The following is a 15,052-nucleotide window of genomic DNA, read 5'->3' as shown; positions in this document are numbered from 1 at the left end:
GGATTGGCATGTACAGCGTAGGGAGCAGCAACTGTGCCAGGCACCGTGAGAGGCCCGTCCCAAGTGGCCTGGCGCGCTGAAAAGGGCGAAAAACGACCTGCGGGAAGGTGTCATGGATTGCGGTGGTTTGTCGTTTTGCTGTTGCCGCAGCAACAGTTGGATTCGCCCCGCCCCCGCAAACAGGGCCGTTGGCACCCGGCATGGACCGTGCAACAGCTCCACTGTCCAACTGCCCAGGAGCCGTCCCCATGACCGAACATCACGTGATCAATCCACTGTCCACTGGCGTCGACTATCACGCCCTGGCCGAACGCTTCCGGCCGATTTTCCAGCGCATCGCCGAAGGTGCCGTAGAACGCGAACAAACCCGCGCCCTGCCCTACGAGCCGATCCAATGGCTCAAGCAAGCCGGCTTTGGCGCCGTGCGCGTCCCGGTGGAATACGGCGGTGGCGGCGCCTCCCTGCCCCAGCTATTCGAACTGCTGATCGAACTCGCCGAAGCCGACTCCAACGTGCCCCAGGCCCTGCGCGGGCACTTCGCGTTTGCCGAAGACCGCCTGAATGCCGCACCCGGCGCGGCGCGAGACCTCTGGTTCAAACGCTTTGTCGACGGTGACATCGTGGGCTGCGCCTGGACCGAAATCGGCAGCGTGGCCATCGGCGATGTTGTCACTAAAGTCAGCCCCGACGGCGATAAATGGAAACTCAACGGTGAGAAGTTCTACAGCACTGGCAGTCTGTTTTCCGACTGGATCGACGTCTATGCCCAACGCAGCGACACCGGCGGCGATGTGATTGCCGCCACCCGCACCCGCCAGCCTGGCGTGGTGCAAAGCGATGACTGGGACGGCTTTGGCCAGCGCACCACCGGCAGCGGCACCTCGCGCTTTACCGACGCGGTGGTGGAGGCAGAAAACGTCATCGACTTTGCCACCCGTTTCAAATACCAGACCGCGTTCTACCAGTTGGTACTGCTCGCCACCCTGGCGGGCATCGGTCGCGCGGCCCTCAAGGATGTGGCGCATCAGGTGCGCAGCCGCAAGCGGATCTACAGCCATGGCAACGCGGCCCATGTGAGCCAGGACTCGCAGATTCAGCAAGTGGTGGGTGAAGTCGCGGCGCTGGTGTATGCCGCCGAAGCCAGTGCGCTGAAGGCCGCAGTTCCGGCGCAGCGGGCTTATGTGGCAAGGTTCGGTGGGGATGATGCGGTGGAGCGCGAAGCCAACGTCGCCGCTGAAATCGAATCAGCCACGGCGCAGGTGGTGGTCTCGGAACTGATCCAGCGTGCCACCACTGAACTGTTCAACGCGCTGGGGGCGTCGGATGTGCGCCAGGGCAAAGCCCTCGATCGGCACTGGCGCAATGCACGCACGGTGTCGTCCCACAATCCGGTGATCTACAAGGCGCGGATTGTCGGCGACTGGGTGATCAATGGCACCGAGCCGCCGTTTGTATGGCAGATCGGCAATGGGTCGGCGCGTTAAAGTGCCAGCTTGAAGCCAATCATCACCAGCATGAACGCCAGGCAAGGCCGCAATATCCCGTCCGGGACCTTGCCAGCCATGTGGCTGCCGACATAAATCCCCGGCAGCGAGCCCAGCAACAGGAAACCCAGCAGGGTCCAGTCCATGTTGCCCATGCTCGCGTGGCCGAGGCCTGCCACCAGGGTCAATGGCACGGCATGGGCGATTTCCGTGCCCACCAGGCGCTTGGTGGCCAGGAACGGGTACAGGATAAACAGTGCCACGGTGCCCAGGGCGCCGGCGCCGATGGAGGTCAGGGCCACCATGGTGCCGAGGATCGCGCCGGTGACGACGGTCAGCCCATTGAGGTTGCGCGGCGCCATCTTGTAGTCGTCGCCGGCGTGCCGCTGGGCGAAGGCCAACAGCTTGTTCTTGAACAGGATCGCCGTGGCCGTCAGCAGCAGCACCACGCCCAGGGATTGCTTGATGACCGCGTTCAAGGCGGCGGGATCGGTGTCCAGGCTCTTGAGGAACCACAAGGTCAGCAACACCGCAGGCACGCTGCCCAGGGTCAACCAGCCGGTGATGGTCCAGTCGATGTTGCGATTCTTGCTGTGAACCAGCACACCACCCGACTTGGTGATGGCGGCATACAACAGATCGGTGCCCACGGCGGTGGCCGGGTTGATGCCGAACCAGAGCAGGATCGGCGTCATCAACGAGCCACCGCCTACACCGGTCATTCCCACGATAAATCCAACAATCAGGCCAGCAATCGAGAAACCAAAATTACCTACATCCATTACCACTACCTGCGGCCTTATAAAATTCTGGCCGCAGCATAGCGATTTTTCTTATAACGACTTATATCAATACGATCTTACTTTATGCTTTTTTCGTCAGTCGCTGGCTGCGATAGGCTTGGGTCTGGTACGGGAACGCGACGGTCTCACGGCCACGCAAGGCCGGGTGGGTGTTGATCAGAGACTGCAACTGCCCGGTGACCAGCGCCTTTTCCGCCTCCGGCAACGCCGCGATAAAGCTCACGGAGAGGAAGCGATCCATGATCACTTCCTGAGGGCTGCCCACGTGGCTGTAGGGGAAGCAGGTCATTTCGGGGGCGGAAAAATACTCGCCGGTAAACGCCTCGCGCCAACGTCCGGTGTGAAAGCGTGGGGTGTCACCCTCGTAAGGCGTGATGATTTCGGTGATCGCCGCGACCCAGTCAACCGACTCGTCCCGCACGTTCCAGATCAACCCCAGGCGGCCGTCCGGCTTGAGCACCCGGTGAATTTCCGCCAGGGCCGCTTCCGTGGAGAACCAGTGGAACGCTTGGGCACACACCAGCGCATCGGCGGTTGCCGCCTCAAGCGGGATGGCTTCGGCGATGCCCGACAGCAGGCGCACGTTCGGCAGCAGCTTTTTCAACTGCGCGCCCATCGCCTCCACCGGCTCGACCGCAATCAACGTCGGCGCCACGGTATTGAGCAAACGGGTGAACTTGCCGGTGCCCGCGCCCAAGTCGATGACTGTGGAGTGGGAATTGATCTGCAGGGCGTCGGTCAGCCAGCCCGTGAGCTGCCGTGGATAGTCCGGTCGGCCTTGGGCGTAGGTGACGGCCTGAGTAGAGAAACCCTGTTGAGCAGACGTGTGAACACCGGTCATTGCCAATCTCTCCTCTGGTAGTGCGGGGGCCACAGTGTGCGCCCTTACCGATTTATTTTCTAATCGCTGCATCCGTTTGCGCGTGCCGTGGGTAGTACCGGTAGCAGCGCCTTGCTGCCCTTAAGGAGAGACACCGATGAACGCCAAAGCCCTGTTCTGCGTGACCTGCCTGTTTGCCGCTGCACCGACCGCCTTTGCCCAGACCGGTTTACCCGACAGCATCAAAGTGCCGGACGGTCACAAGGTAGCGATGGAAACCACTGGAGTCGGCGAAATCACTTATGAATGCCGGGACAAGGCCAACGCTGCCGGCCAGACCGAATGGTTTTTCGTCGGGCCCAAGGCCGTGCTCAATGACCGCAGTGGCCAGCAGGTCGGCAGCTACTTCGGCCCGCCGGCCACCTGGCAGGCCAAGGACGGCTCGAAAGTCACCGGCACCCAGTTGGCGGTGGCACCGTCCAGCCCCGGCAACCTGCCCTATCAACTGGTCAAGGCCAACCCAGCCGAAGGCAAGGGGGCGATGAGTGGCGTCGCGTACATTCAACGGGTTGCCCTCAAAGGTGGCGTAGCACCAAGCACCGAATGCACCGCGGCCAACAAGGGCCAGCAGGCAGTGGTGAAGTACCAGGCTGACTACATCTTCTGGGCGGCCAATTAATCAAACTCGTCTACGCTGCTGCGAAAGCGCCCCGGGCTCTCCGCCGGGGCCTCCACCTGGAAACCTGTCTTTGCCTGAAGCCGATTTTGACTATGAAGCCTGCCTGCTGGCTTGCGCCCGTGGCGAACAACTGGCCTTGCGCGGGCTGTACCAACAGGAAAGCTCCCGGCTGCTGGGAGTTGCCTTGCGCATCGTGCGCGACAAGGCCGTGGCCGAAGACATCGTGCATGATGCCTTTATCAAGATCTGGAAGGGTGCCGCCAGCTTTGACCCGCACAAGGGCTCGGCCCGCGGCTGGGTGTACAGCGTGACTCGGCATTTGGCGCTGAATGCTGTGCGCAGTAGTGGCCGCGAAGTGCCCCTCAGCGAAGAACATGAAAGCGCAGCGCCCACCGACACCTTCGACTATCAAGCGCGCTCGGGGCGGATCTACAGTTGCCTCGAACAACTCGACCCGGCCCGCCGCAATTGCATCCTGCATGCGTATGTAGACGGTTATTCCCACAGCGAAATCGCGCACAAACTCGGCACTCCATTGGGCACCGTGAAAGCGTGGATCAAACGCAGCCTCGCGGCATTGCGTGAGTGCATGGCATGAACAGCATCGACGAACTGGCCAGCGAATATGTGCTGGGCACCTTGCCCGCCGAGCAGCGTGCCGAGGTGGAACAGCGCCTGACAACCGACACCGCGTTACGCGCAGCGGTGGACGCCTGGGAGCAGCGCCTGCTGCCATTGACCGAACAGGCTGCGCCCGCAACGCCGTCGGTGTATTTATGGCGACGCATCGAGCGCAGCCTGGGGCATTCGACCAATCACGATTCGCCCGTATCGTGGTGGAACCGGCTGGCCCTGTGGCGCGGGCTGGCCGGTGCGGGCATCGCGGCAAGCCTGGTATTGGCGACGTTGCTACTGACCCGTACGGCTGCCATCAACCCGACCGCTTATGTGGTGGTGCTGGTCGCCCCGCAAAACCAGGCGCCGGGCTGGGTGATCCAGGCGAGTAATACTCAGGAAATCCAGCTGATTCCACTGGGCGTCATGGAAGTACCGGCAGACAAGACCTTGCAGTTCTGGACCAAGGGCGAAGACTGGCAAGGCCCGGTGTCGCTGGGCTTGGTCAAACCCGGGCAGACGTTATCTGTGCCCCTGGACAAACTCCCGCCACTGGCACCGAACCAGCTGTTTGAGCTGACCCTGGAAAATCCGGGCGGCTCGAAAACCGGCAAGCCGACAGGTCCGATTCAGGCAATCGGCCGGGCGGTTAAAGTAATCTGAACGTAATGCAATGTTGTGGAAGGCCAGTTCGTGCACTGGCATTACATCTCGGGGCTATGGCGTCACCATTGCGCTATAGAATCGGGCTCGAAAACCCGGCTCCCTGGACCCTTCATGCCCTCAAAAACCCGTTCGCTGCTGATTCTCGCCCTTGTCGTCATCTTCACCGGCATCGGCGCCGGCCTGGGCGGCATGCTCCTCGCCTTGCTGCTGCACGGCATCCAGCACCTGGCCTACGGCTACAGCCTCGACAGCCTGATCAGCCATGAAACCTTTCTGCTCGGCGTCACCGCCGCCGCGCCCGAACGCCGGGTGTTGGTACTGATCTCCTGCGGCCTGGTGGCCGGTGTGGGTTGGTGGTTGATCTACCGCTATGGCCGCCCGTTGGTGAGCATAAAGCAAGCGGTCTCGGCCGACGCGCCGATCATGCCGCCCAAGACCACCCTCGCCCACGCCGTGCTGCAAATCATCACCGTGGCCCTCGGCTCGCCCTTGGGCCGTGAAGTGGCGCCACGGGAAGTCGGCGCGCTGGCCGCCACCTGGTTGTCACAACGGGCGCGGCTGGCGCCGGACATGCATCGGCTGATCGTCGCCTGCGGCGCGGGTGCCGGGCTGGCGGCGGTGTACAACGTGCCGCTGGGTGGTGCGGTGTTTGTGCTCGAAGTGTTGGTGGGTGTGTTCAGCTGGCCGGCAGCGGTAATCGCCCTGGCCACCTCGGCCATCGGCGCATCGGTGGCCTGGATCGGCCTAGGGGCAGAGGCGCAATACGTGGTGCCGCACTTTGTGCTCAGCCCTGGCTTGATCGCCTGGGCGCTGGCCTGCGGGCCGGTGTTCGGGTTGGCCGCCTATGGGTTCACCCGCTTGACCGGCGCCGCCCGCAGCAACGCCGCCCGTGGCTGGCGGCTGCCGGTGCTGTCGCTGATCAACTTCACCATCATTGGCGGCCTGGCGATTTTCCTGCCGCAAATCCTCGGCAACGGCAAAGGCCCGGCACAGTTGGGCTTCGACAACGAGCTGACCATCGCCTTGGCCGCCGTGCTGCTGGTGGTCAAAGTACTGATCACCGCCAGCAGCCTGCGCGCCGGTGCCGAAGGCGGTCTGCTGACCCCGGCGCTGGCCAACGGCGCCCTGCTCGCGATCATCCTCGGTGGCGCCTGGAACCTGCTGTGGCCCGGCGTACCGCTGGGGGCGTTCGCGATCATTGGTGCGGCGGCGTTCCTGGCATCGAGCATGAGCATGCCGTTGACGGCGATTGTGCTGGTGGCGGAATTCACCCGCATCGACCATGACTTCCTGGTGCCGATCATTCTCGCGGTGGCGGGTTCGATGTGCATGAGCAAGCTGTGCGTCCTGTGGGAAAAGCGTTGAAGAAGCTGGATTAAAACCCCGACACGCGCCATCCTCCGCGCTTTAAGCCGCCCCATCAGCGGCGTTCTACGCACAAAGGATATGCCCATGCACGACCAACCCCTCGCCCCCGCCGATTTCGAGTTCATCGACGAAACCCTGCTCAAGTACGGCGACGACCATTCGGTGCTGAACCTGGCCGAGCTCGACGGCTACTTCACCGCACTGGTTTCAAGCCCCGCGCAGGTGGAGGTTGCCGAATGGTTTCCCGGTATCTTTGGTGGGCAGAACCCGGATTGGGAAAGCCCGGAAGAAGCCGGGCAGTTTCTTGAACTGTGCGTGCGCCATATGAATGCTATTGCCACGCAACTGGCGACCGATGCCCAAGGTTTCAAGGCGCGTTTCGAAGAAACCGAGCACCAGGACCAGCCACTGACCCTGGCGGAAGAATGGTGCTTTGGCTATATCCGTGGCGCCGCCATTGGCAACTGGCCAGAGCTGCCCGCCGAACAGGCCGGGCAACTGGAGAAGATTTCCTGGTGCGCCGAGCAGGACAACTTCGAACTGCCGGCAGACCTGGATGTTGATGCCCATCAGCAACGGGTAGCCGCTATCGAACCGGCCGCCCGCGCGTTGCACGACTACTGGTTGGCCCAGCGCTGATTGAGCGTGTGCTGAACGCAACACCTGTGGCGAGGGAGCTTGCTCCCTCGCCGCATTTATGTTGTTGCTCCAGGTTCAGTTGCCGCTAGTTGAAATCGACGTCAAATGCCTGGTAGAACGCATTGCCAGTGTTGGCTACGATCCACATCAACACCAGCACATGCCGGCCCTTCTTGCCCTTGGGCAATGTCACTTGATGCTCGACCTTGGCCTTCAATTCTGCCGAGTGCTGGTAATACGGCACCTGGGTGTAGAAATCCTCAAAGAAAGGCTTGGCCTCCAGTTGAGCACGGCTGATGCGCTGCTTGGGGTCCCAACCGTCCTTGGTGATCAACCAGCGATAGCCACGGGTCACGTGCGCGGCGGTGTAAGCCCACTGCACCTTGAATACCTGGCCGGCTTCAACATTCAACAACGGCCAGTTAAACGGGGTGTTGAGCTTCTTACCCATTTCTTCGTCGGTGAAGTTCACGCAGTCGCGGGCATCGGTCTTGCCGCCGCTGAGGATGTGCCCGTCGGCGGGGGGCGTGACGCTCTGATCGTCAGTTTCGTAAGGTGCCGGAAACGGTCCGGCGTTGAGGGCCGGGAAGTTCTTGCCGCCTTCCATTTCGTTGACTTGCCAGTTTTCCAACAGGCCACGCTCTACCGCCACCGAACCACGGCTGGCGGGGGTCACGACGCGACCATGCCTGAGTTGAGTCTGGGGTTTGTTCATTTCAGTCACTCCTTGATTGAAGACTTCCCCTCATGGGAAGCGCCTTGAACTTAGCCCACCCCGCCGGGTTGTCTACCCGACGGTTCTGTCAGACAAATCGCGTCATGTCCTTGTTTTGCGGAGTTTTCGTAGCGGTCCTGCATCGGTTCTGTCGTCGGTCCTACCCTGCAACAGGCGATCGGACTACAGCGGCCGTCCGTGAACACCTGACCTCAGGTGTTCAGGATCAGCTCAAATCCGCCATAGATCATCCGCTGCCCATCAAACGGCATCGGATTGGCGTCCGCCTTCAGGCGCGGGTCTTCCATCACCTTGCTCATCCCGGCATCACGCACCTCGCGTGATGGCCACAGGATCCAGGAAAACACCACGGTTTCATCGTCCTTAAGCTTGACCGCCATGGGAAACGAGGTCACCTGCCCTTGGGGCACATCGTCGCCCCAACACTCGACAATATTCAGCGCCCCGTGCTCCTTGAACACCACGGCTGCGGCCTTGGCGTGCCGGATGAATTGTTCGCGGTTTGCGGTGGGCACCGCGATCACACAGCCATCTACGTAAGACATGATCATTCTCCTGACTCGACGGGTTGTTGTGCTTGTAGTCGATCCATCAGGCGCTTAATCGACATCAACGTGGCAAATGTCGACCAGTGGTGTGTTATCGATTGCGATGCCGGGTCGATTCTTGATATGACAGGCGCCTTCAACAACAAAGCCCACCCAAAGGACTGACCCGCCATGACCGCCCACGCTACCGCCTTCCACGCCCTGCACCATGCTCAACTGTTGATCCTGCCCAACGTCGCCGATGCCGGCGGTGCGCGCCTGGTGGCGCAACTGGGCAGCCAGGCCGTCGCCACCAGCAGCGCGGCCGTTGCCTGGACCCACGGCTATAAGGACGGCAATCAGCTGCCGCTGCCGCTGCTGGTCAGCACCGTGCAATCCATGGCCCGGGTGATTGACGTGCCGCTGAGCGTGGACATCGAGGCCGGTTATTCCGACGACCCGGAGCACGTGGGCCGGGTGATCAAGGCCGTAATCGACGCGGGCGCCGTCGGCGTCAATATCGAGGACGGTGCCGGCACCCCTGAACTGCTGGCGCGCAAGATCGAGGTTGCCCGTCGTGTGGCGGACAGCTGTGGCGTGAAGCTGTTTATCAATGCCCGCAGCGACGTGTATTTGAAAGGATTGGCCCCAGAGCCACAGCGCCTTGAAGAACTCCTCAAGCGCGCGGCGTTGTACCAGGGCGCAGGCGCCGACGGGCTGTTTGCCGCCGGCATCCATCTGGAACACGAAATCCGTCAGCTCTGCCAGGCGACCAACTTGCCGGTCAACGTGCTGGCCTGGGCCGGCCTGCCCGCGCCCGAGACGCTGCAAGCCTTGGGCGTACGCCGCCTCACGGCCGGCTCGAGCATCGCCGAATTCCTGTATGGCGCCATGCACAGCCTGGCCGAAGGTTTCCTGCGAACCGGGAAGCTCGATACCCATGAGCTGAAGGCGTTCACCTACGGCGACTTGAATGGCCGCATGCCGGGTTAAGACGTCCCACGTACCAACGGCATATTGGCGACAATAAATTCGATAAACACCCGCAGCTTGGGCGGCACCTGCCGCCCCGACGGCCAGAGCAGGTTGAACTGGCCACCCCCCCAGGTGTAATCCCCAAGCACCTCCACCAGATGCCCGGCCGCCAGCGCCTCGCGCACCACGAAGTCGGCCGCATAAGTCAGGCCTTGGCCTTGCACCGCCAGCTCCATGCGCCCTTCCACCGAATTGCAGATCATCGAGCGCGGCAGCTCAAGCTCCAGCGCTCGCTCGTCGCGGCGCATCTGCCAGGCCTGGAGTTTGCCGGAGGCGGGAAAGCGGAAATGGATGCAGCGATGTGCGTGCAGGTCTTCCGGGCAACGCGGCGTTCCGTTCCGAGCCAGATAATCCGGGGAGCCAACGACCAACATTCGATAAGTGCCCAGCGGACGCGCCGACAGCCCGGAATCCTTCGGCGCACCGCTGCGGATGACCGCGTCGAAACCTTCGGCAATCACGTCTGCCAGACGGTCGTTGAAATCCAGGTCCAGCTGGATCTGCGGGTACAACGCCTGGAACTCGCCGAACATCCTCAGGAACGGCCGGGCAATCATCGGCAGGCCAACCCGCAGCGGTCCCTGGGGCGCGGCAAGGGTTTGCGACAGCTCTTCACCCGCCACTTCCAGCTCCGCCAACACCCGCCGGCAGCGCCCGACAAACTGCGTGCCCTGGGCCGTGAGGGTGATGCTGCGGGTGCTGCGATGGAACAGCCGCACACCAAACTTTGCCTCCAGCCGGGCAATGCTCTTGCTCACCGCCGACGCCGAGATGCCCAGCGCCCTGCCCGCGCCGACAAAACTGCGGGCTTCAGCCGCCGCGACAAACACGCCGATGGCATTCAGGCTTTCCATACGCTCCCCCATTAAGGACTCTGGAGTCCATTCTAAACAGAACTGAGGCCTGTTTTTCCGCTAATTGTTCACGCCTATGGTGGTGGCTCGTTCCCCAGCCACAGGCTTTTACCCATGAAGATTTTCCTTACCGGTGCCAATGGTTTCGTCGGCGGCAGCGTCGCCCATCACTTGATTGCCCAAGGGCACAGCGTGCGCGGCCTGCTGCGGGACCCGCAGAAAGCCGCACGCCTGCAAGCCCAGGGCATCACTCCAGTGATTGGCAGCCTGGATGATCGCCAGTTACTGATCGACGAAGCTCGCCAAGCCGATGCGGTGATTGATGCCGCCAACAGCGACCACGCCGGCGCCGTCGACGCGTTTATCGAGGCGCTGCGGGGCTCCGGCAAATTGCTGATCCACACCAGCGGCTCCAGCATCATCGGCGATGATGCGTTGGGTAATACGCTGTCCGAACACATCTTCGACGAAGACACGCCGTTCATCATCGAGGCCCCCAAGCAAGCCCGCTACGACATCGACCTGCGCATGATGGCTGCCGCCGACCTGGGTATTCGCAGCGTGGTGATCTGCCCGAGCAATATCTATGGCGTAGGCCATGGCCTGACCAATCACAGCTTCCAGCTGCCATTCCTGATGGCCCGCGCCCGGGAAACCGGAGTAATGCGTATTGTTGGGCGTGGGGTTAATCGCTGGTCCAACGTGCACATTGATGACGTTGCGCAATTGTTCCTGCTGGCCGTGGAAAAAGCCCCGGCTGGCGCGTTCTATTTTCTGGAGAACGGTGAAGCGTCGTTTATCGATATGGCCGCCGCGCTGGCCAAGCGCATGAACCTGGGCGCGGTGCAGTCATGGCCCGCCGACGAAGCCGAACGACACTGGGACCCGATGCACGTGCATTACACCTTCGGCACCAATAGCCGGGTCAAGGCCAAGCGGGCTCGCGCCGAGCTGGGTTGGGCGCCGCGTCACGCTTCGATCCTCGACTGGATCGGCAGCGAGATGCCGCTATGAGCCGCGTCTGGATGATTACCGGCAGCGCTGGCGGCCTGGGTGCCGGCATCGCCCGCGCGGCGCTGGTTAACGGCGACCAGGTGGTAGCCACCGACCTTGACGTGGCCCGTCTGGACCAGACCTACAGCAGCGACCAGGTGATGACCGCCGCGCTGGACATCCGCGATGAGCAACAGGCCCAAACGGTGGTGGCCGCCGCCATCGCACGATTCGGACGCATCGATGTGCTGGTCAATAACGCCGGCTACGGACAGTTCGGGCCTTTCGAGGAAGTCGAACCCGAGGCCATCGAGCGCCAGTTCGCCACCAACGTGTTCGGCACCTTCAATGTCACCCGCGCGGTGCTGCCGGTGATGCGCCGCCAGCGCAGCGGCCACCTGGTGATGATGTCGTCCAATGGCGGCTTCAAGGGCGTGCGTGGGGCCTCGATGTATTCGGCGTCGAAGTTTGCGATTGAAGGGTTCTCCGAAGCCCTGGCCGAGGAAGTCGCCGAGTTCGGCATCCGCCTGACGCTGCTGGAGCCCGGGGCGTTTCGTACTGACTTTCTCGACAGCCGGATGCTCAAGCTTGGCACCCGGGGACTTGAGGATTACGCCGAATTTCGCGCCCGCACCCTGGCGGTCTTCGAGGCTCGTAATCACCGGCAAATCGGCGACCCGGACCGGCTAGGCCTGGCGGTTGTGCAATTGGCGGCTCTGGCAGCACCGCCCTTGCGCTTCGTCGCTGGCAGCGATGCGGTCAGCGTCGTCGAGGCAAAGCTGGGCCAGGTCCACGCCGATCTTGAACGCTGGCGCTCGCTGTCCACCTCCACCGATTTCCCTCAATAAAGGCCTCTGTCATGACCGACCTCATCACCCGCGTAGAACAGCTGGAAACCCGCTTCGCTCTGGAGCGCCTGATCAGTGAGTACGCCCACGCCTTCGACGCTCGCGACGAAACGCTGCTGCGCAGCATCTGGCACGACGACGCACGGCTGGACCTCGGTGCCGCGTTTGGCTGCCATGACGGCGTTGCAGCGATTATTGCTTCCGCCCACCTCAACTGGGCAGCCATGCCGCATATGCATCACTGGATGGCCAACCCGCTGATCGACATCAGCGGCGACACCGCCAGCGCGAGGGTTGCGGTGGATTGCCTGTGCACCCATAACGAACTGGGACAGGTGCAGATCAGCGGTCTTTATCACGACCGGTTCGAACGCCGGCAAGGGCGCTGGGCGTTCAGCGAGCGGCGCTTTGAGCTGCACTTTCTGACGCCGCTGGCAGGCTGGAAGCCGGTGGCGGGGCTTGAGGCGTAGATCCATGCTCGACAAGGGTGGCGTGTTTGGCCGATTATTCGTGTCCGCCAAACGCCACCCGCCTTGAAGCAGGAGCCTTGTACCTTGAGTTCGCAGAAAACCGTGACCGTTACACCGCCCAACTTTCCACTGAACGGCAAGGTAGCGCCCCCCGGCTCCAAATCCATTACCAACCGTGCCCTGCTGCTGGCGGCCCTGGCCAAGGGCACCAGCCGTTTGAGCGGCGCGCTGAAAAGCGATGACACTCGCCACATGTCGGTGGCCCTGCGGCAGATGGGCGTGGTGATCGATGAACCGGACGACACCACGTTCGTCGTCACCAGCGTTGGCAAGCTGCAATTGCCGGCGCAACCGCTGTTCCTCGGCAACGCCGGCACCGCGATGCGCTTTCTCACCGCCGCCGTGGCCACCGTGCAAGGCACCGTGGTGCTGGACGGCGACGCCTACATGCAAAAACGCCCGATCGGCCCGCTGCTGGCGACCCTCGGCCAGAATGGCATCCAGGTCGACAGCCCTACCGGTTGCCCACCCGTGACCGTCCATGGCACTGGCCGCGTGCAAGCCAAGCGTTTCGAGATCGACGGCGGCCTGTCGAGCCAGTATGTATCAGCACTGTTGATGCTGGCGGCGTGCGGCGAAGCGCCGATTGAAGTGGCCCTGACCGGCAAGGACATTGGCGCCCGTGGCTACGTCGACCTGACCCTGGACTGCATGCGCGCCTTCGGTGCCCAGGTGGACATCGTTGATGAAAGCACCTGGCGCGTGGCCCCGACCGGCTACACCGCCCACGATTACCTGATCGAACCTGACGCTTCCGCCGCCACCTACTTGTGGGCTGCCGAAGTGTTGACCGGCGGCCGCATCGACCTCGGCGTCGCCCCGCAGGATTTCACCCAGCCCGATGCCAAGGCCCAGGCGGTGATCGCACAGTTCCCGCAGATGCAGCCGGTAGTCATCGGCTCGCAGATGCAGGACGCAATCCCCACCCTCGCCGTACTGGCCGCGTTCAACAACACGCCGGTACGTTTCACGGAACTGGCCAACCTGCGGGTCAAGGAATGTGATCGGGTGCAGGCACTGCATGACGGCCTGAATGAAATCCGTCCGGGCCTGGCGACCATTGAAGGTGATGACTTGCTGGTGGCCAGCGATCCGGCCCTGGCGGGCACCACGTGCAACGCGCTGATCGACACCCACGCCGACCACCGCATCGCCATGTGCTTTGCCTTGGCGGGCTTGAAGGTCTCGGGGATCAGGATTCAGGACCCGGACTGCGTCGGCAAGACCTATCCTGAGTACTGGAAAGAGCTGGAAAGCCTTGGGGTCCATCTGACGTATTAAGCCGCCGGCGCCGGTAACGGGAGGGAGACTGCATGACGATTCGCCAACCCTGCCCACCCGGCGTCTGCGACTGCAATCGTGAGCAACTGCTCGACGTTCCCGGCGCCGATCCGCGCATCCTGCACCTGACGCGCCAGGAAGAAAAACGCCTGCTCGAACGCCTCGAAAACCTGCAAAGCCTGCCCGACCTGGAGCGCATGCAACAGCTGATGCACCAGCAACTGGGGATTCGCGTGCATGTCGCGCCGGGCCATATGGAAGTGAAGACGATGCGCGGGATTCAGATCGTTATCGATGACTTGCCGGGGTTGTGTCGCAAGACCCGGCAGTCGATTCCGGCAGCGATTCGCAAGGGCATGGAGAAACGGCCGGAGATTGCGTATCGGTTGCTGGATGCTCATGACTTGTTTCGAGAGGGTTGAATCAGTTCCCTCTGCCACCTGCAAACGACCACTCATCCGCCGCCGTCGTCGTAATCACCACCATCACATCCTCGGGGCTCAGCCCAATCGCAGCCTCCAGCCGCTCTACCAATACTTGGTAAAACCGCCGTTTTGTCTCGGTATCACGAGGTTTACCGCCCGTGATCGCGATGAGTACATAGTCGTGGCTGCGGGGGCCGCCCAGGTAGTTGGGGTCGATGATCATCTCGCCAATTTCGTGCTGGTGGATCACGTGGAAGCGATCCGCGTCAGGAATCTTGAAGCTTTCAACCAGGGCGTCATGCAATCCCTGTGAAAGCGCTTGCAGATACTCAGGGGATTTCCCACGGTGCAGTGAGATTCGGGCGTAAGGCATGGTGGTTACTCCGCAGGAGGAATGGCTGCCAACAGGTTCAGCGCCGACGCCGCTGTCGGCCAGCCGGAGTAAAACGCCAGGTGAGTGATGACTTCACCCAGTTCCTCGACGCTCAAGCCATTGCCAACCGCCCGCTGCAAGTGAAACGGTAGTTGCTCCAGACGGTACATCGCCACCAGCGCCGCCACGGTGATCAGTCTGCGCTCCCTGGGCGACAGGCCCTCGCGCTCCCAGATATCGGCGAACAGCACGTCGCGGGTCAGCTCGGTAAATTTGTTGCTCATGGGCTCTCGCTCCGACAATTCAGTTGACGGGCAAAAACTAGCAAGCCAGGATCATTCCGAATATCAGATTTAATGGCACCCACCATCCCGAT

The 15,052-nt window shown here is 62.3% G+C and carries 19 protein-coding genes; 12 read left to right on the top strand and 7 right to left on the bottom strand.

The features are described from left to right. Positions 1-248: 248 nt before the first annotated feature. Positions 249-1,484, top strand: coding sequence for an acyl-CoA dehydrogenase family protein (locus JFU58_RS19600; RefSeq protein WP_201141714.1), 1,236 nt, complete (start codon positions 249-251; stop codon positions 1,482-1,484). Here the strand turns inward: JFU58_RS19600 and JFU58_RS19595 are convergent. Together JFU58_RS19595 and JFU58_RS19590 are read right to left on the bottom strand one after the other, a co-directional pair. Further along, positions 1,481-2,266 (bottom strand): sulfite exporter TauE/SafE family protein, encoded by a 786-nt coding sequence (locus tag JFU58_RS19595; RefSeq protein WP_063029803.1) that lies wholly within the window; start codon positions 2,264-2,266, stop codon positions 1,481-1,483. The genes JFU58_RS19600 and JFU58_RS19595 overlap by 4 nt on opposite strands. 82 nt (positions 2,267-2,348) lie before the next feature. Further along, complete coding sequence (locus tag JFU58_RS19590) at positions 2,349-3,128, bottom strand: class I SAM-dependent methyltransferase (protein ID WP_201141712.1); 780 nt, start codon at positions 3,126-3,128, stop codon at positions 2,349-2,351. A 136-nt stretch (positions 3,129-3,264) separates the two neighbouring features. Here JFU58_RS19590 and JFU58_RS19585 point away from each other — a divergent pair, with 136 nt between their 5' ends. The 5 genes from JFU58_RS19585 to JFU58_RS19565 all read left to right on the top strand — a co-directional run bounded on the left by JFU58_RS19585 (position 3,265) and on the right by JFU58_RS19565 (position 7,074). After that, a complete protein-coding gene (locus JFU58_RS19585) occupies positions 3,265-3,786 on the top strand; it encodes a DUF3455 domain-containing protein (protein WP_017475578.1) in 522 nt (173 codons plus the stop codon). A 70-nt stretch (positions 3,787-3,856) separates the two neighbouring features. After that, positions 3,857-4,384 carry a sigma-70 family RNA polymerase sigma factor gene (locus JFU58_RS19580; protein ID WP_201141710.1) on the top strand — a complete coding sequence of 176 codons (528 nt, stop codon included), beginning with the start codon at positions 3,857-3,859 and terminating at the stop codon, positions 4,382-4,384. Further along, the gene (locus JFU58_RS19575; RefSeq protein ID WP_177026069.1) at positions 4,381-5,064 is read left to right on the top strand and encodes an anti-sigma factor; all 684 of its coding nucleotides are present in this window, start codon (positions 4,381-4,383) and stop codon (positions 5,062-5,064) included. The genes JFU58_RS19580 and JFU58_RS19575 overlap by 4 nt, the downstream gene beginning before the upstream one ends. Positions 5,065-5,178: 114 nt before the next feature. Next, a complete protein-coding gene (locus JFU58_RS19570) occupies positions 5,179-6,432 on the top strand; it encodes a chloride channel protein (RefSeq protein WP_063029796.1) in 1,254 nt (417 codons plus the stop codon). Positions 6,433-6,519: 87 nt separating this feature from the next. After that, complete coding sequence (locus JFU58_RS19565) at positions 6,520-7,074, top strand: UPF0149 family protein (protein ID WP_063029794.1); 555 nt, start codon at positions 6,520-6,522, stop codon at positions 7,072-7,074. Between the two features lie 85 nt (positions 7,075-7,159). Here JFU58_RS19565 and JFU58_RS19560 read toward each other — a convergent pair whose 3' ends face one another. Both JFU58_RS19560 and JFU58_RS19555 read right to left on the bottom strand, forming a co-directional pair. Further along, positions 7,160-7,789 carry a lytic polysaccharide monooxygenase auxiliary activity family 9 protein gene (locus JFU58_RS19560; protein ID WP_177117397.1) on the bottom strand — a complete coding sequence of 210 codons (630 nt, stop codon included), beginning with the start codon at positions 7,787-7,789 and terminating at the stop codon, positions 7,160-7,162. Positions 7,790-8,001: 212 nt separating this feature from the next. After that, positions 8,002-8,355 carry a DUF1428 domain-containing protein gene (locus tag JFU58_RS19555; protein ID WP_201141708.1) on the bottom strand — a complete coding sequence of 118 codons (354 nt, stop codon included), beginning with the start codon at positions 8,353-8,355 and terminating at the stop codon, positions 8,002-8,004. Between the two features lie 174 nt (positions 8,356-8,529). Here JFU58_RS19555 and JFU58_RS19550 point away from each other — a divergent pair, with 174 nt between their 5' ends. Beyond that, complete coding sequence (locus tag JFU58_RS19550; protein ID WP_201141706.1) at positions 8,530-9,330, top strand: isocitrate lyase/PEP mutase family protein; 801 nt, start codon at positions 8,530-8,532, stop codon at positions 9,328-9,330. Here JFU58_RS19550 and JFU58_RS19545 read toward each other — a convergent pair. Next, on the bottom strand, positions 9,327-10,226 hold the full coding sequence (locus tag JFU58_RS19545) for a LysR family transcriptional regulator (protein ID WP_201141704.1): 900 nt from the start codon (positions 10,224-10,226) through the stop codon (positions 9,327-9,329). The genes JFU58_RS19550 and JFU58_RS19545 overlap by 4 nt on opposite strands. 114 nt (positions 10,227-10,340) lie before the next feature. On the opposite strand from JFU58_RS19545, the gene JFU58_RS19540 reads away from it, so the two are divergent. The 5 genes from JFU58_RS19540 to JFU58_RS19520 all read left to right on the top strand — a co-directional run bounded on the left by JFU58_RS19540 (position 10,341) and on the right by JFU58_RS19520 (position 14,300). Then, positions 10,341-11,240, top strand: a complete 900-nt coding sequence (locus tag JFU58_RS19540; protein WP_063029785.1) for an NAD-dependent epimerase/dehydratase family protein — start codon at positions 10,341-10,343, stop codon at positions 11,238-11,240. Further along, positions 11,237-12,067 (top strand): SDR family NAD(P)-dependent oxidoreductase, encoded by an 831-nt coding sequence (locus JFU58_RS19535; protein ID WP_201141702.1) that lies wholly within the window; start codon positions 11,237-11,239, stop codon positions 12,065-12,067. Before JFU58_RS19540 ends, JFU58_RS19535 begins: the two co-directional genes overlap by 4 nt. A gap of 11 nt (positions 12,068-12,078) precedes the next feature. Next, positions 12,079-12,537: a nuclear transport factor 2 family protein gene (locus tag JFU58_RS19530; RefSeq protein WP_063029781.1), complete on the top strand. Its 459-nt coding sequence runs from the start codon at positions 12,079-12,081 to the stop codon at positions 12,535-12,537. Between the two features lie 84 nt (positions 12,538-12,621). Further along, entirely contained in the window at positions 12,622-13,878 is a 1,257-nt protein-coding gene (gene aroA / locus JFU58_RS19525) for a 3-phosphoshikimate 1-carboxyvinyltransferase (protein WP_093209582.1), read from the top strand. Positions 13,879-13,910: 32 nt separating this feature from the next. Continuing rightward, a complete protein-coding gene (locus JFU58_RS19520) occupies positions 13,911-14,300 on the top strand; it encodes a hypothetical protein (protein ID WP_201141700.1) in 390 nt (129 codons plus the stop codon). Between the two features lies 1 nt (position 14,301). Here the strand turns inward: JFU58_RS19520 and JFU58_RS19515 are convergent, their stop codons facing one another. Next, the gene (locus JFU58_RS19515; RefSeq protein WP_008436392.1) at positions 14,302-14,676 is read right to left on the bottom strand and encodes a tautomerase family protein; all 375 of its coding nucleotides are present in this window, start codon (positions 14,674-14,676) and stop codon (positions 14,302-14,304) included. A gap of 5 nt (positions 14,677-14,681) precedes the next feature. Continuing rightward, a complete protein-coding gene (locus JFU58_RS19510) occupies positions 14,682-14,960 on the bottom strand; it encodes a carboxymuconolactone decarboxylase family protein (RefSeq protein ID WP_201141698.1) in 279 nt (92 codons plus the stop codon). Between the last annotated feature and the right edge of the window lie 92 nt (positions 14,961-15,052).

The organism is Pseudomonas sp. TH34 (genome assembly GCF_016650865.1).
GTDB lineage: Bacteria > Pseudomonadota > Gammaproteobacteria > Pseudomonadales > Pseudomonadaceae > Aquipseudomonas > Aquipseudomonas yamanorum.
This window is presented reverse-complemented; position numbering and strand designations above follow the sequence as displayed.

Coding starts and splice junctions, on each gene's coding strand:
- JFU58_RS19560 (WP_177117397.1), bottom strand. CDS start 7,789: ATGAACAAACCCCAGACTCAACTCAGGCATGGTCGCGTCGTGACCCCC.
- JFU58_RS19590 (WP_201141712.1), bottom strand. CDS start 3,128: ATGACCGGTGTTCACACGTCTGCTCAACAGGGTTTCTCTACTCAGGCC.
- JFU58_RS19600 (WP_201141714.1), top strand. CDS start 249: ATGACCGAACATCACGTGATCAATCCACTGTCCACTGGCGTCGACTAT.
- JFU58_RS19535 (WP_201141702.1), top strand. CDS start 11,237: ATGAGCCGCGTCTGGATGATTACCGGCAGCGCTGGCGGCCTGGGTGCC.
- JFU58_RS19595 (WP_063029803.1), bottom strand. CDS start 2,266: ATGGATGTAGGTAATTTTGGTTTCTCGATTGCTGGCCTGATTGTTGGA.
- JFU58_RS19520 (WP_201141700.1), top strand. CDS start 13,911: ATGACGATTCGCCAACCCTGCCCACCCGGCGTCTGCGACTGCAATCGT.
- JFU58_RS19515 (WP_008436392.1), bottom strand. CDS start 14,676: ATGCCTTACGCCCGAATCTCACTGCACCGTGGGAAATCCCCTGAGTAT.
- JFU58_RS19570 (WP_063029796.1), top strand. CDS start 5,179: ATGCCCTCAAAAACCCGTTCGCTGCTGATTCTCGCCCTTGTCGTCATC.
- JFU58_RS19545 (WP_201141704.1), bottom strand. CDS start 10,226: ATGGAAAGCCTGAATGCCATCGGCGTGTTTGTCGCGGCGGCTGAAGCC.
- JFU58_RS19575 (WP_177026069.1), top strand. CDS start 4,381: ATGAACAGCATCGACGAACTGGCCAGCGAATATGTGCTGGGCACCTTG.
- JFU58_RS19585 (WP_017475578.1), top strand. CDS start 3,265: ATGAACGCCAAAGCCCTGTTCTGCGTGACCTGCCTGTTTGCCGCTGCA.
- JFU58_RS19555 (WP_201141708.1), bottom strand. CDS start 8,355: ATGTCTTACGTAGATGGCTGTGTGATCGCGGTGCCCACCGCAAACCGC.
- JFU58_RS19540 (WP_063029785.1), top strand. CDS start 10,341: ATGAAGATTTTCCTTACCGGTGCCAATGGTTTCGTCGGCGGCAGCGTC.
- JFU58_RS19530 (WP_063029781.1), top strand. CDS start 12,079: ATGACCGACCTCATCACCCGCGTAGAACAGCTGGAAACCCGCTTCGCT.
- JFU58_RS19565 (WP_063029794.1), top strand. CDS start 6,520: ATGCACGACCAACCCCTCGCCCCCGCCGATTTCGAGTTCATCGACGAA.
- JFU58_RS19510 (WP_201141698.1), bottom strand. CDS start 14,960: ATGAGCAACAAATTTACCGAGCTGACCCGCGACGTGCTGTTCGCCGAT.
- JFU58_RS19550 (WP_201141706.1), top strand. CDS start 8,530: ATGACCGCCCACGCTACCGCCTTCCACGCCCTGCACCATGCTCAACTG.